This window comes from Salmonella sp. SAL04202 (genome assembly GCF_046550775.1).
Classification (GTDB): domain Bacteria; phylum Pseudomonadota; class Gammaproteobacteria; order Enterobacterales; family Enterobacteriaceae; genus Salmonella; species Salmonella enterica.
Genome location: NZ_JBGDXK010000006.1, coordinates 105,756 through 122,485, shown reverse-complemented (window position 1 = coordinate 122,485; position 16,730 = coordinate 105,756). Strand labels below are relative to the sequence as shown.

Genomic DNA, 16,730 nt, shown 5'->3' with positions numbered 1-16,730 from the left:
TGAATATAATATTATGGGAAATAAAAGCATACAAAAGTTTTTTGCCGATCAAAATTCTGTAATTGATTTATCTTCTTTGGGTAATGCCAAAGGCGCAAAAGTTTCTCTTTCCGGGCCAGACATGAACATTACCACGTCGCGTGGTTCAGTGATCATTGTCAATGGCGCTCTTTATTCAAGTATCAAAGGCAATAACCTCGCTGTTAAATTTAAAGATAAGACTATTACCGGCGCTAAAATTCTGGGCAGCGTAGATTTAAAAGATATTCAACTGGAGAGAATTGACAGCTCATTGGTTGATTCTGCTCAGGTAGAAAAGAAAGGTAATGGCAAACGACGAAATAAGAAGGAAGAAGAGGAATTAAAAAAGCAGCTTGACGATGCTGAAAACGCAAAGAAAGAAGCTGATAAGGCGAAGGAAGAAGCAGAGAAAGCTAAGGAGGCTGCAGAAAAAGCGCTCAATGAAGCGTTTGAAGTACAGAACTCGTCAAAGCAAATGGAAGAAATGCTCCAGGAATTTTTGGCTGACAATGTAGCAAAAGACAATCTGGCTCAGCAAAGCGATGCTTCCCAGCAAAATACACAGGCTAAAGCAACGCAGGCTTCTAAACAGAACGATGCTGAAAAAGTTCTTCCTCAACCTATTAATAAAAATACCAGCACTGGCAAAAGTAATAGCAGTAAAAATGAGGAAAATAAGCTCGATGCCGAGTCTGTTAAAGAGCCGCTTAAAGTCACATTAGCGCTTGCGGCCGAAAGTAACAGCGGTAGCAAAGATGATAGTATAACTAATTTTACCAAACCTCAGTTTGTAGGTAGCACTGCTCCCAATGCCACGGTCATTATTAAAATTAATGGTATTGCTGTCGGCCAGGCTGTAGCGGATAGTTTGGGTAACTTCACCTTCACTGCGCCTGAAACATTGACTGATGGAACATACAATCTGGAGGCAGAGGCCAAGACTGCTGATGGGAGCGGTAGCGCCAAACTTGTCATTACTATCGATTCCGTTACCGATAAGCCAACATTTGAGCTTTCGCCTGAAAGTAGTGTGTCCGGTCATAAGGGCTTAACGCCGACCTTGACGCCTTCAATTGTTGGTACGGCGGAAGAGAATGCTAAGGTTGACATTTATGTAGATAATAAACTGGTTGCCAGCGTTGATGTCGATAAAGATGGAAACTGGAGTTATGAATTTAAGGATAATGAATTATCTGAGGGCGAAAATAGTATAAAAGTCGTTGCTGTAGATAAAGCAGGTAATAAAAACGAAACGACGGATAGTATCATAACCGACACCATTCCTCCGGAAAAGCCGACGATTGAGCTGGATGATAGTAGTGATTCCGGCATTAAAAATGACAACATTACAAATAGCACCCTGCCAACATTTATTGGTGTGGCGGAACCCGGTTCTACAGTCTCTATTTATCTTGGACTTAAGCATCTTGGTGAGGTCATTGTTGCTAAAGATGGGACATGGAGCTATACGCTTACTACGCCGCTCAAGGATGGCGAATACAATATAACAGCAACAGCTACTGATATTGCCGGGCATACCTCTGCGACGGCAAATCTGCCTTTTACTATTGATACCCGTATCAGCTATTTCAGCGCTGAGATTGAAACGACTGATGATAGCGGTATTGTCGGAGATAACGTTACTAACAATACTCGCCCAACCTTTACAGGTAAAACTGAGCCAAATGCTATTATCAGTGTCATAAATAGTGAGACTGGCGAAGAGGTTATTTTTAAAGCGAATGACAAGGGAGAATGGACGTTCAATTTCACTTCAGACTCAGTGGAAGGGGTTAACAATCTTACGTTCACTGTTGAAGATGTCGCTGGCAACAAAAAGGATTTTTCCTTTAGTTACGTTATTGATACTATTGCCCCTGTACCTCCGACGGTTTCTTTGGAGGATTATGTTGTTTTGCCGAATGGTATAATTTTATCAGGGAATGATTTACCGGCTTTAGTCGGTACGGCAGAGCCAAAGTCTACCATCTTATTGATGCGAGATGGTAAATTATATGACAGCATTGAGGTTGACTCAAACGGGACCTGGAATTATCAGTTTAGTAATAAATTTCTTCAGGGCGCCTATGATATTGAAATCATCTCTCAGGATGCCGCCGGCAATAAATCCTCTACTGTTAAATATTCTTTTACTATTCAAACTGAAGTTGTACCTCCAAAAGCGGAACTCGATGCCAGTGATGATTCCGGTGCAAAAGGCGACTGGATTACCAATAAACATAATGCTCTGACATTACTGGGAACAGCGGATAGGTTTGCTACCGTAAATATCCTTATCGATGGTAAAACGATAGGCGTGACGACTGCGGATGCAGACGGTAACTGGAATTTTGATATTTCCCGAAATCTGTCTGACAATGTTTATAAGATTACGGTTGAATCCATCGATCCTTTAGGAAGAACGTCATCTGTAGATTATCAGCTTACCATTGATAGCTTTACGCCGATCCCTACTGTTATGTTGCATGATAGCGCTGATTCTGGCGTTAAAGGCGATATGATTACTAAAATTAATACGCCGTTGTTTACCGGGATGGCTGAAGCTAATGCTAAGGTTTCCATCTATGTTGACGGTGTGTTAAGTGGCGAGGCTATTGCTGGCGATGATGGTGTATGGAATTTTCAGTTTACCACAGCGTTATCCGATGGCTCGCATGACGTAACGGTAAAGGTAGAAGATATTGCCGGTAATACTGCCTCCTCATCAGCGTATAATTTCCAAATCGTAACGCAAACGCAAAAACCAACAATAGAGTTGGTCAACGATACGGGGGTTGATAATACAGACCATATTATTAATGAAAAGAATCCTGCACTGACAGGAACCGCTGCACCCTATTCAACGGTTAAACTCTATGTTGATGGTGCACTGATCGCTGAGGTCAGAACAAATAAAGATGGCAGATGGGAGTATACCCTGAAAGCCGATCAAGGTTTGGTTGATGGCGATCATAGAATAACCGCTTCAGTTGAAGATATCGCTGGCAACATTGCTCATTCGGATCCTTTCTTAATTAGCGTCGATACTGCTATTTCAATACCGATAGTTTCATTGAGCCCGGATTCAGATTCGGGAATTTCAGATGATAATTTAACGAATATCGTTAAACCTACCTTGCACCTAAAAGATATTGATCCGGACATTATCAGTGTTCAGGTATGGGATGCCATGTCTGATACGCAGATCGGTGTTGCCACGCAACAACCTGATGGTTCATGGGCCTATACCTTTACTTCAGATTTAACGGAAGGCTTGCATCAGGTTTATGTCAAGGTTGAGGACATTGCGGGTAATAAAGCGAACAGCGCGGTATTCGATTTTACTATCGATACCACAGTATCAACGCCGGTGATTTCCCTGCTTTCTAAGGATGATACGGGGGTTACAGGCGATAACCTGACCAATATCAATAAGCCAGGTTTTGCTATTTCCGGTGTTGATGCCGATGCGCATCGGGTCGTCGTACAGGTGATGCACAATGGCGTGAGCGAAGAGATCGAACTTTCCCACCTCAATGGTAGTTGGTTATTTACACCAGGGAATACGTGGGCGGATGGCAGCTACACGTTAACGGTGAAAGTAGAAGATAAGGCAGGAAATACCAACTACTCAGCGCCGCTGACGGTCGTTATCGATACCCAAATCGCCATTGATGGGGTGGAACTGGTCAACGATAGCGGCGTGAAAGGCGATAATATGACCAACGACGACCGTCCCCACTTTCGTGTGGCGGTACCTACGGATGTCAATGAAGTCCGTCTGAGCATTGACGGTGGTAATTCGTGGGTTCAGGCAACCCCGGGCGTGGCAGGCAGCTGGGAGTATATCTGGCCGACAGACCTGGCAGATGGTCAATACACGCTAACGGTGGAAGCGACTGATAAAGCAGGCAATACAGTGACGAAGACCATCGATTTCGCGGTGGATACCACGCTGTCAGTGCCGGTCATCGTACTGAATAGCGCGGACGATACCGGTGTCCAGGGCGATAACATGACCAATCGCACCCAGCCGACATTTGCCCTGCAGCATATTGATGATGATGCCGTTCGCGTTACGGTCAGCGTGGAGCATGGCGGCGTCACCACCACATTTGACGCCACGAAAGGCACAGGCGGATGGACCTTTACGCCGCCGGCATTATGGGAGGATGGTGATTATACCCTGAGTGTGTCAGTCGAAGATAAAGCGGGGAACACCAGCCATTCTGCATCGCTGACGGTGACGGTGGACACGCAAATCGCCATTAATAACATTGAACTGGTCAATGACAGCGGTATTCCCAACGATAATCTGACTAATAACGTGCGTCCGCACTTCCAGGTGACGGTACCGACGGATGTCAACGTGGTGCGCCTGAGCATTGACGGCGGCAAGACGTGGGTAACAGCGGCGCAGAAGGCAACCGGGGTTTGGGAATATATCTGGCCGGATGATGTGACCGATGGCTCCCATACCCTGACGGTAGAAGCGACCGATGAGGCGGGAAATAAGGCAACACAGACGCTCGATTTCACCATCGATACCACTCTGTCTGTGCCGACCCTCTCGCTGGACAGCGCAGATGACAGCGGCATCGCGGGCGATAATGTCACCAATGTTAAAACGCCGGGCTTTACCCTCAACAATATTGATACCGATGTCAGCAGGGTGATAGTGGAGGTAATGCACAATGGCATTAAACAGGAGGTGCCACTGGTTCAGACCGGCGGACAGTGGCGCTTTGCGCCGACCAGCGACTGGGCGGACGGCGACTATATCCTGACGGTGAAGGTAGAAGATAGGGCCGGAAATGTGAAGCAGTCCGCGCCGTTGACGGTGACAGTGGACACGCATATCGCCATTGACCGTATTGAACTGGTTAACGACAGCGGTATCCCCGGCGATAATCTGACCAATGAAGCGCGCCCGCACTTTCAGGTGACAGTACCGGCGGATGTTAACGGTGTAAGACTGAGTATTGATGGCGGCAAAACGTGGTTTGACGCCACGCAGAGCGCGACGTCGGGCGTCTGGGATTATACCTGGCTGACGAATGTGGCTAACGGCCCTCACACCCTGATGGTGGAAGCGACCGACAAGGCGGGAAACCAGACGACGCAGAAACTGGACTTCATCATCGATACCCTGCTGTCAGAACCGACGATTACCCTGGACAGTGCGGATGATAGCGCCGCTGGCGATAACATCACCAACGTTAAGATGCCAGGCTTTACCCTCGGTAATATTGACGCCGACGTGACCAAAGTGGTGGTGACGGTGGCGCATGATGGTAAGAACCAACAGATAGAGTTGATTAAGAACGGCGGTGTGTGGCGCTTTACGCCGGGCGCAGCCTGGACCGATGGCGACTATACGTTGACGGTAAAGGTAGAAGATAAGGCGGGTAATACAAATTATTCTGCGCCGCTGACGGTGACTATCGATACGCAAACGTCTATTGATCGCATTGAGCTTCTTAATGACACGGGTATTGTCGGGGATAACCTGACCAATGAAGCACGTCCACAGTTTCATATTACGGTACCGACGGACGTGAACTCTGTGCAACTGAGTCTTGATGGCGGCATCAACTGGGTTAACGCAACGCTGACGTCTGACGGCGTTTGGGAGTATATATGGCCGACAGATCTGGTCGAAAATACGTATACCCTGACAGTGAAAGCAACCGATGTTGCAGGCAACACGGCGACGGAAACGCTCAATTTTACCATTGATACCACATTGTCGACACCGACCATCACGCTGGACAGCGCAGATGATAGCGGCACCGCCAACGATAATAAGACTAACGTTAAAACGCCGGGTTTTATTATCGGCGGTATTGATTCTGACGTGACTCAGGTCGTCGTGCAGGTGATGCGCGATGGTCACAGCGAGGAGGTGGAGCTGACGCAGACTAACGGGCAGTGGCGTTTTGTACCCGGCAGCGCGTGGACTGATGGCGACTATACGCTGACGGTAACGGTGAAAGATGAGGCGGGTAATATTCGCCACTCAGCGCCGCTGAAGGTCACTGTCGATACCCAAATCGGCATCGACAATATTGAACTGGTTAACGACAGTGGTATCCCCAATGACAATCTGACCAACAACGTGCGCCCGCAGTTCCAGGTGACGGTACCGACGGATGTCAACGTGGTGCGCCTGAGCATTGACGGCGGCAAAACGTGGTTTAACGCCACACAGAGCGCGACGCCGGGCGTCTGGGATTACACCTGGCTGACCGATGTGGCTAACGGTTCTCACACTCTGACGGTGGAAGCGACCGACGCGGCGGGAAACAAGGCAACACAGAACCTGGAGTTCAACATCGATACCCTACTGTCAGAGCCGACTATCGCTCTGGACAGCACGGACGACAGCGGAACAAAAGGCGATAACCTGACCAACGTGAATAAGCCGACATTTATACTGGGCAATATTGACGCGGACGCACGGTATGTCACGGTTGAGGTGCAGCATGGCGGCACGAAAGAGGTGCTGACGGCCACCAAAGGCGCGACCGGCATCTGGAGCGTGACACCGACCGGTATGTGGGCGGATGGCAGTCATACGCTGACGGTGAGGGTGGAGGATGAAGCGGGTAACGTAAAATACTCAGTGCCGCTGACGATTACGGTCGATACCCAAATCACCATTGATGATATTGAACTGGTTAATGACAGCGGTACTAAGGGCGACAATCTAACTAACGACGCCAATCCACATTTCCGCATCACGGTGCCAGGGGATGTCAACGAAGTCAGTCTGAGTATTGACGGCGGTGTAACCTGGGTTAAGGCGATGCAAAGCTCGACGTCGGGCGTCTGGAATTATACCTGGCCAAAGACATTGGCAGATGATGACTACACGTTAACGGTGAAAGCGACTGATAACGCAGGCAATACGGTGACCAGGACGCTCGACTTCACTATTGATACCACGCTGTCGACGCCGGTTATTGTACTGGATAGTGCGGACGATACCGGTGTCCAGGGCGATAACATGACCAATCGCACCCAGCCGACATTTAACCTGCAACATATTGATGATGATGCCGTTCGCGTTACGGTCAGCGTGGAGCATGGCGGCGTCACCACCACATTTGACGCCACGAAAGGCACAGGCGGATGGACCTTTACGCCGCCGACATCATGGGGGGCGGGTGATTATACCCTGAGTGTGTCAGTCGAAGATAAAGCGGGGAACACCAGCCATTCTGCATCGCTGACGGTGACGGTGGACACGCAAATCGCCATTAATAACATTGAACTGGTCAATGACAGCGGTATTCCCGACGATAATCTGACTAATAACGTGCGTCCGCAGTTCCAGGTGAAGGTACCGACGGATGTTAACGAGGTACGCCTGAGCATTGACGGCGGCAAGACGTGGTTCAACGCTACCCAGAGCGCGACGCCGGGCGTCTGGGATTATACCTGGCTGGCTGATGTGGGAGAGGGTAAGCATACCCTGACAGTGGAGGCGACCGACAAGGCGGGAAACCAGACGACGCAGAAACTGGACTTCATCATCGATACCCTACTGTCAGAACCGACTATCGCTCTGGACAGCACGGACGACAGCGGAACAAAAGGCGATAACCTGACCAGCGTGAATAAGCCGACGTTTATACTGGGCAATATTGACGCGGACGCACGGTATGTCACGGTTGAGGTACAGCATGGCGGCACGAAAGAGGTGCTGACGGCCACCAAAGGCGCGACCGGCATCTGGAGCGTGACACCGACCGGTATGTGGGCGGATGGCAGTCATACGCTGACGGTGAGGGTGGAGGATGATGCGGGTAACGTAAAATACTCAGCACCGCTGACGGTTACGGTCGATACCCATATTGCCATTGATGATATTGAACTGGTTAATGATAACGGTATTCCCGGCGACAACCTGACCAATGACGTTCGTCCACACTTCCGCGTCACGGTGCCAGGGGATGTCAACGAGGTACGTCTGAGTATCGACGGCGGTAATACGTGGGTTCGTGCAACACAGGGCACGGCAGGGATCTGGGATTACACCTGGCCGAAAGATGTGACCGACGGGCTACATACCCTGACGGTAGAAGCGACCGATAAGGCGGGGAACCAGACGACGCAGACGCTCGATTTTACCATTGATACCCGGCTGTCAACGCCTACCATCGCTATGGATAGCAGGGACGATACAGGCGCCATTGGCGATCATATTACGAGCGTCAAAAGACCGGGCTTTACCATTGGCAATATTGACGCCGATGCGCACTCGGTCATTTTGCGGATCACACAGGGCGGCAATAGCCAGGAAGTGACACTAACCCAGGTTGGAGGACAGTGGCGCTTTACGCCAGATGCTGACTGGGCGGACGGTAGCTATACGCTAACGGTAGAAGTCCAGGATAACGCGGGGAATGTCCGCCAGTCCACGCCGCTGATAGTGACGGTAGATACGCAAACCAGCATTACTGATATTACATTGGTCAATGATCATGGCGTGCCTGATGACAATCTAACTAACAGTACCCGTCCGCAGTTTGAGATCACGGTGCCGGCGGATGTGAATTCTGTGCAACTGAGCATTGATGGGGGCGCAAACTGGGTGAGCGCGGCGCAGGGTATCGAAGGCGTCTGGGGCTATACCTGGCCAACGGATATGGGCGATGGAAAACACACCCTAACCGTCATGGTCACCGACAGAGCGGGCAATACGGCGACGCAAACGCTTGAATTTTTCATCGACACCCGGTTGTCGACGCCGACCATTGCGCTGGATAGCACGGATGATACCGGTACGCCTGGCGATGATATGACCAATCGCACCCGACCGACCTTTATTCTGCAGAATATCGATTCGGATGTTATCAACGTTACAGTCAGCGTCACGCATAATGGAACGACAACCTCGTTTACCGCGACACAGGGGGCTGGAGGATGGAGCTTTACACCGCCAGCGCCGTGGGGCGACGGTGATTATACGCTGACGGTGACAGTGGAGGATCGGGCGGGAAATACGCGTCCGTCTACGCCGCTGACGGTGACAGTGGATACGCAAATAGCCATTGATCGTATTGAATTAGTCAACGATAGCGGCGTCCCTGGCGATAATGTGACAAAACATGTGCGTCCGCAGTTCCAGATCTCGGTACCGGATGATGTGGAAAAGGTTCTTCTGAGTATTGACGGCGGCACGACCTGGGTTACTGCAATCAAGAGTTCGACGGCTGGCATTTGGGATTACACCTGGCCGACGGATATGCCAGAGGGACAGCATACCCTGACCGTGGAAGTGACTGACGGTGCGGGTAATAAGATGACGGAGACGCTCAATTTCACTATCGACATCACGTTGTTGACGCCAACCATTGAGCTGGCGCCCGATCAGGATACCGGACAGAATAAGAACGATAATCTGACCAGCGTCACTCAACCAGTATTTGTGTTGGGGAGTATCGATAAAGATGTTCGACACGTGGAATTGAGTATTGAGCATAACGGCACGTTTAAAACGGTGGTACTCACCGAATCAGCCGACGGCTGGCGCTATCGACCGGATTCTGCTTTGGCGGACGGTAGCTACACATTCACCGTGACGGTAACAGATGTGGCAGGCAACCAGCAAACATCCGCGCCTTTAAAGGTGACGATAGACGGTTCGTTGACTACGCCGGTGATTGAGCTGGCGGCCGGCGAAGATAGCGGTACTGTTGGCGATCGCCTCACCAAACACGATCGGCCTGTGTTCGACATACGCCAGGTTGATTCTGACGTTACGCGCGTGATGGTCAAAGTAACTTACAACGGTAAAACGCACGAGGAAACGGCGGTATTCACCAATGGTCAATGGCGCTTTACGCCTTCTGCGAGCTGGGCTGATGGCTCATATCAGTTAGCCGTTGTGGTGGAAGATCTGGCGGGGAATGTAAAAGAATCTGCGCCGTTAGAGGTGCGTATTGATACCACGACAACCATTAACAATATCGTATTGCTTAATGATACTGGCGTGCAGAATGATCAATTAACGAATGTTGCTAAACCGTCATTCAGAATTGACGTTCCCGGTGATGTCATCCAGGTACGCGTAACCCTGGATGGTGGCGCTAACTGGAATGTGATACGCAAAAATGCCGACGGACAGTGGATTTTTGACAGCCCGAATACTCTGGTTGACGGCACATATACCCTTCGCGTAGAGGCCACGGATGAGGCAGGTAATATTGCGAATAAAGATTTAGTATTTAATATCGATACTAATATACAGGTTCCTACTATTGCTTTAGACGCAGGACAAGATACCGGAGCGAATACCGCCGATAATATTACTAATATTTCACGACCCACCTTTACGATTGGTAATGTTGACCCCGATGTTATCAAAGTCGTGGTGACGATTGATGGTCATGATTATAACGCGACTAAGGTTGGGGCTGGTTGGCAATTTACACCAGGCAATGCCATTCCGGATGGTTCTTATAATATTACCGTTACGGTTGAAGATAAGGCCGGAAATACCGCGACATCGAAACCATTACCTGTTGTGATAGATACGACGGCTGAAATTGAAAGCGTCACGTTGGTTACAGATAGCGGTGATAGCGATGTAGATAACATTACCAAAGTCGACAAGCCGCAGTTTAGTATTGTTACCGCTGATGATATTACCCATGTGCGCGTTAAAATCGATAACGCCGCTAATTGGATTGAACTCACAAAAGGAGGGGATGGCCGCTGGATATTTAATGTCGGTTCGGCATTACCTGATGGGCAACACACTCTCTTGGTTGATGTGACTGATATCGCCGGCAACGTTGCGCAAGAAACGCTGCAGTTTACGATTGATACGACTCTGCGAGAGCCGACAATTGTACTCGATCCCACCCATGATACTGGTGATGATACTAATGATAATCTTACCAGGATTAACAAACCGGTGTTTATTATCGGTAATGTCGATAATGATGTATCACACATTGTGGTTCATCTTGATGGTCGGGATTACACCATTGAAAACACAGGGGGGAATTTAACCTTTACGCCGGATCAACCGCTGTCTGACGGTCAGCATACGATCTCTGTTACCGTAACGGATATTGCTGGTAATACCAAAACATCGGCTGAACTGAAGATTGAAATCGACACGCAGGTTCAGATTGACAGTGTTACGTTAACAACAGATAGCGGCGTCAACGATCACGATAATGTCACCAATGCTACCCGTCCCTCTTTTGAAATTGCAACGCCTGATGATGTGACATCGGTGCTGGTTTCTTTCGATGGCGTAAACTGGACGCCTGTCAGTAAAAATGCGGCCGGGCAGTGGCAATTTACTGCAGGTAGCGCATTGTCTGATGGTCATTATACTCTCCATGTCCAGGCGACGGATCGGGCAGGGAATACGGCAAATTCCACGCTGGGCTTCACCGTGGATACGCAGATTGACGGCCTGAGCGTCGTGATGCTGGACGACGCCGGAAAGGATTCTACGGATGGTATTACGAATATTACCTCTCCACGTTTTGAAATTTCAGCCAGAGAACCGCTGCAGAGCGTGACGGTAATTTTAAACGGGAAATCCAGCACACTGACTCAGGGGGCAGGTAATAAATGGCTATTTACCCCTGATACACCGTTAGTGGATGGAACTTACAAAATAGAAATAGTGGCTGAAGATATCGCAGGTAATAAAATTAGCAAAGAGGTATCATTCACAATAGACACTGTTGTTTCTGATCCCCGTATTGATTTGCTGGATGCGGATGATACTGGCGAAAGCGCTGTTGATAATATTACGAGTGTCACTAAACCACGTTTCGTTATTGGCAATGTACCCGCCGATATTGATACTGTGGTAATCAGAATTAACGGCGTTTCTTATCCGGTTACGGCAAATGGCAATAACCTCTGGGAATTTCAGGTTCCCGTTGCGTTAAACGATGGCGTATATGAAGCCGTTGTTGTCTTCAGAGATATTGCCGGAAATACTTCTGAAACTAAGCTGCCCTTTACCATTGATACCACGACAAGCGTCAGTGTCAGAATGGAGCCAGCGTCTGATACCGGCAGCTCCAATAGCGATAACCTTACGAATAAGCAAAATCCCAAATTCGAAGGTACTGCAGAGCCTAATGCGAAACTGGTGATTACCATTGTTGACGATAAGTCAGGTCGGGAGGTTTTAAAACACACGATTACGGTTGGCGCCGATGGCAACTGGAGTGTGACGCCGAATATACTGCCGGATGGCATGTATACCATCAACGTCGTCGCAACAGATGTCGCGGGAAATACTGCGCAAACGCAGGAAAGATTCACTATCGATACGGTTACGATCGATCCTACCATTCGCCTTTCGGATCCATCTATTGATGATCAGTATGAGGCAACCAGCCTGCGTCCTGAGTTCAAAGGGCTCGCCGAAGCGTTCTCGACGATTATGATTCAGTGGGATGGGAAAGTGGTCGGCTCGGCAAACGCCAATGCGAATGGCGAATGGAGTTGGACGCCGCCATCAGTATTAGCGCCAGGCTCCTATGTTGTGAGCATTGTTGCCAAAGATAAAGCGGGTAATGAATCGTCGCAGGTCGACTTTCCTGTCGTAATACCTGTTATTGATGTCACGCCTCCAACCATAAAGCTCAGCGAGGAGAGCGATAGTGGTGCCTTAGGAGACTTTACCACGAATAATAAAACGCCGACCCTGGTTGGAAACACGTTACCTAATGCGATTGTGAGTATTTATGTGGATGGCGTGAAGGTCGGCGAGGCGACAGCGGATACAGCGGGTCGATATACTTTCCAGTTATCGGAAATGAAAGATGGCCATTATGTCGTCCAGGTGGGTATCGTCAACCCTCGCGATAATAGCGAACTGCGTTCCACCGCCGTTGATGTCACTATCGATACCGAGGTTGCTGAACTGGTATGGAATATATCTGGAATGCATGAGGGCGGATATATCAACACGGTGACGCCGGAGATTGGCGGCACCAGTGAGCCAAACAGCAAAATCACTATCTTTGTGAATGGCGTTGAAAAAGCGATTGCTTATACCACAGGAACAGGACACTGGGGCGTAGTATTACCCGCTTTGGGTAATGACGGTAATTATGAATTAACGTTTAAAGTTGAAGATGTTGCCGGCAATATCAGAGAGTTTGGTCCGCAGAATGTGATACTGGATACGGTAATTTCGCCGTTAACCGTGGTATTACGCGAAGCTGATGACAGTGGCAAAGTTGGCGACTGGATCACCAATAAATCTCATGTCACCATCGATGGTACTGCCGAAGCCGGAAGTACTTTAACCATCAGGAATCCGCAGGGGGTGGTTATTGCTACCCTGGTGGTAGGCAATGATGGTCGATGGAGCGCAGAATTAGATCTGCGTGAAGGTAGTAATGCCTTTGTCGTGGTATCGGAAGATAAAGCGGGCAACAGCCAACAAAAAGATATTCTGATAGAACATGATACGCAGATTGAAATCAGCGATATTTCATTAAGTCGGGATACTAATAGCGGTGATAAATATGATCTGATTACCAATAATAAGTCTCCGGTACTGGTTGCCATGACCGATCCCGGCGCGACGGTACAGGTTTATATTAATGGTGTGTTACAAGGCACAGTAGAGGCGAGTTCGTCAGGTAATATTAGCTATACCATGCCGGCAAATAGCGCCGACGGCGAGTATCAGGTGCAATTTGTTGCTACGGATACTGCTGGTAACCGGGTTGAGTCTGCGATTACAACCGTGACAATCGATTCTCAAATTGCTGTCTTTGACATTGATGAAGATTCATTACCGGCCCTCTCTAATAACCGGGCGTTGTCAGTCTCAGGTGTCGGGGAGGCAGGTTCTCAGGTCAGCATCTTTGTCGATGGTAAATTAGTCAACGTTGTTATGGTTGAGGCTGATGGCACATGGCGCGCGCCGATACTGCTGCAAGATGATGGTAAGTTTAATATTCATTTCAGCATTACTGACGTTGCTGGTAACACTGAAGTGAGCAAGGATTATAGCGTGGATGTCGATTCATCAACCGACTTCCCAACGCTCAACCTTGAAGATGCGAGCAACTCTGGTTCACTTGACGATCTGATTACTAGTCACAACAAGCCTGTGTTAGTAGGCACCGCAGAAGCGGGAGCCACAATCCATATTTATGTGGATGAAAAGATCGTGGCAAATGTTCTTGTGCTTGAAGATGGAACCTGGTCCTATCAGTTTGATAATGCGTTAAAAGATGGTGAATATTCTATCCGAGTGGTTGCCGAAGACCCGGCAGGTAATACGGCAGAATCGCCTCGCTTACTCGTCACGATAGATACCAGTACGTTTATCGATAATCCTGTTATGATGGCAGGATCTGATAACGGTATTTTCAGTAATGATAGTATAACGAGTCAAACCCGGCCTGCGTTTAGTATTTTTGGAGAAATGAACCAGAGTGTTCAGATTTTCATTGATGGAGTGCTAGTCGATACGATCACGGTGACGGACAGAAATCAAGTTTATCGACCTGAGTCACCGTTGGGCGATGGTTCCCATAGCATTTATTATGTTATCACCGATAAAGCAGGCAACACGGCTACCTCGAAAACGCTAAACTTTACTATCGATACCTTTAATACGACGCCTGTCGCCATTGATTCTATCGGCGGACAAACGTTAGCAGAGATGACCGGTAGTGATGGCAAAATATATATAACGGACACGACACGTAACTTATTGTTTAGTGGCAGTGCCGAGCCCAATAGCAAAATAGAAATCATCATTAATGGCTTAAATGTGGGGGAAGTTTGGGTTAATGACAAAGGCCACTGGCAGATGCCGGTGAACCCGCTTTATTTCACAGAAGGCCAGCTGGATATCACTGTTAAATCTACGGACCGTGCTGGTAACGTCAATCAGGAAAAGTATTCCATTTGGGTCGATACGCATATCCAGGTATTTACCAGCGAGCTTGATGACAATAAATCATCATCGAAAACGGACTGGTGGAGTAATAGCTCCACTATTACCATGAGAGGTATGGGGGAAATTGGCGCTACGGTATCATTAATCGTGGCAGGGGTCACGCTGGCAACCGCTGTTGTTGCGGCTAATGGGCAGTGGGAGTTATCGACCGATCAGCTTCCGGAAGGGAAATACGATATCACGTTGAGTATTGAGGATAACGCAGGCAACCGTAAGGAAGAGGTACATGAAATATTTATTGATCGAACGCCGCCAAACGCTCCGGTCGTAACTTATTCAGATATTGTCAACGATCTAATTATTATGCAGGGAACGGCGGAAGCCAAATCTCAGCTAATAATAACCGATAGTAATGGGAATACTTATACGCTAACCGTTCCTGATAATGGTAAATGGAGTATGGCGATCCCGTATCCATCGGAAGGGAAGTTTACCATTACGAGTGTGGATGCGATTGGTAACCGGAGTGATGATGTCCCTCTCGATATCATGAAAGAGACTCCTGTTATTTCATTATCTCCAGACTCAGACAGTGGTACGGTGGGCGATAATATTACGCGAGATAAGCAACCTACCTTTATTATCGGGAATCTGGAAAGCGATGTTGTGGTCGTTCAGGTCGATATCAATGGGACCGTATATAATGCTGAAAAAAATGCCGATGGCGTTTGGTTCTTTACGCCAGGTACACCGTTAGCTGATGGTTCCTATACGATATCGGTAATCGCAAGCGATGCCGCGGGTAATCAGAAAAACTCGTTACCCATTACCGTTACGATCGACAGTACGCTGACCGTGCCGGAGATTGCGCTGGCAGCAGGTGAAGACAATGGCGCTTCAGACAGCGATAACGTGACGAATCACAATCACACCCAGCCTAAGTTCACGCTGCAGCATATTGATGCTGATGTGACCGGGGTGACCGTAAACGTGACGCATAATGGCGTGACAGACATCTATCAGGCGACGCAAGGCGCGGATGGCTGGACCTTCACGCCGCCAGCCGCCTGGAATGATGGTACCTACACGCTGAGCGTGACGGTGGTGGATCGCGCGGGGAACTCACTGCAATCTGCTTCGCTGGAGGTGACGGTTGACTCAACGGTGACGGTAACAGCGGATAGCCAGCATGACGATGAGATCGATGATGCCACGGCAACAGCGGTTACTCCACCGGAGTCTGAAACAGTGAATGCCGAAAGCGCTACGCATCTTCGAACTGTGCCGTCGGCGGCGGAAGAAAGCGTGGTGAAGGAGACAGCCTATAGTATTACATTGTTAAACGCTGACTCTGGTGATGAAATAGATCGTTCAATTAGTCAGACACCTTCTTTTGAAATATCAGTACCTGAGAATATTGTTAATGTCAGTGTTATGTTTGAAGGAGAAGAGTTTACTCTGCCGATAACTAACCAGAAAGCAATATTCGAAGTTCCGCTATCTTTGGAAGATGGTGAATATACTATGGACGTGAAATTCATTGATAAGGACGATGATTTCCTGATTAAGGAGAAAACATTCTCAGTCGATCACTCCTCGGCGGATATTGTGAACGCAATGAATGCAAGAGGAAAGACCGAGGATGATATTAATGATTCCCCTTCCACGAGTTCTGTAGGGCACAACAATAACGGCGCTATTGATGTTTTCGCCGTTAATGAAGTTACGCTACCTGTAGATAATCAAGAAGAACACGCATAATAACGGAGGCCCCTCACCTTTGGGTGAGGGGGTT

1 protein-coding gene is annotated in these 16,730 nt (G+C 48.6%); it reads left to right on the top strand.

What is annotated here, in order from left to right:
- The first annotated feature begins 13 nt into the window (after nucleotides 1-13).
- Nucleotides 14-16,696, top strand: a complete 16,683-nt coding sequence (gene siiE, locus ACLJQJ_RS20415; protein ID WP_108679513.1) for a non-fimbrial adhesin SiiE — start codon at nucleotides 14-16, stop codon at nucleotides 16,694-16,696.
- Nucleotides 16,697-16,730: the final 34 nt, after the last annotated feature.

What these genes read in the sequence shown, in the direction of transcription:
- siiE (WP_108679513.1), top strand. Translation starts at nt 14, where the DNA reads ATGGGAAATAAAAGCATACAAAAGTTTTTTGCCGATCAAAATTCTGTA.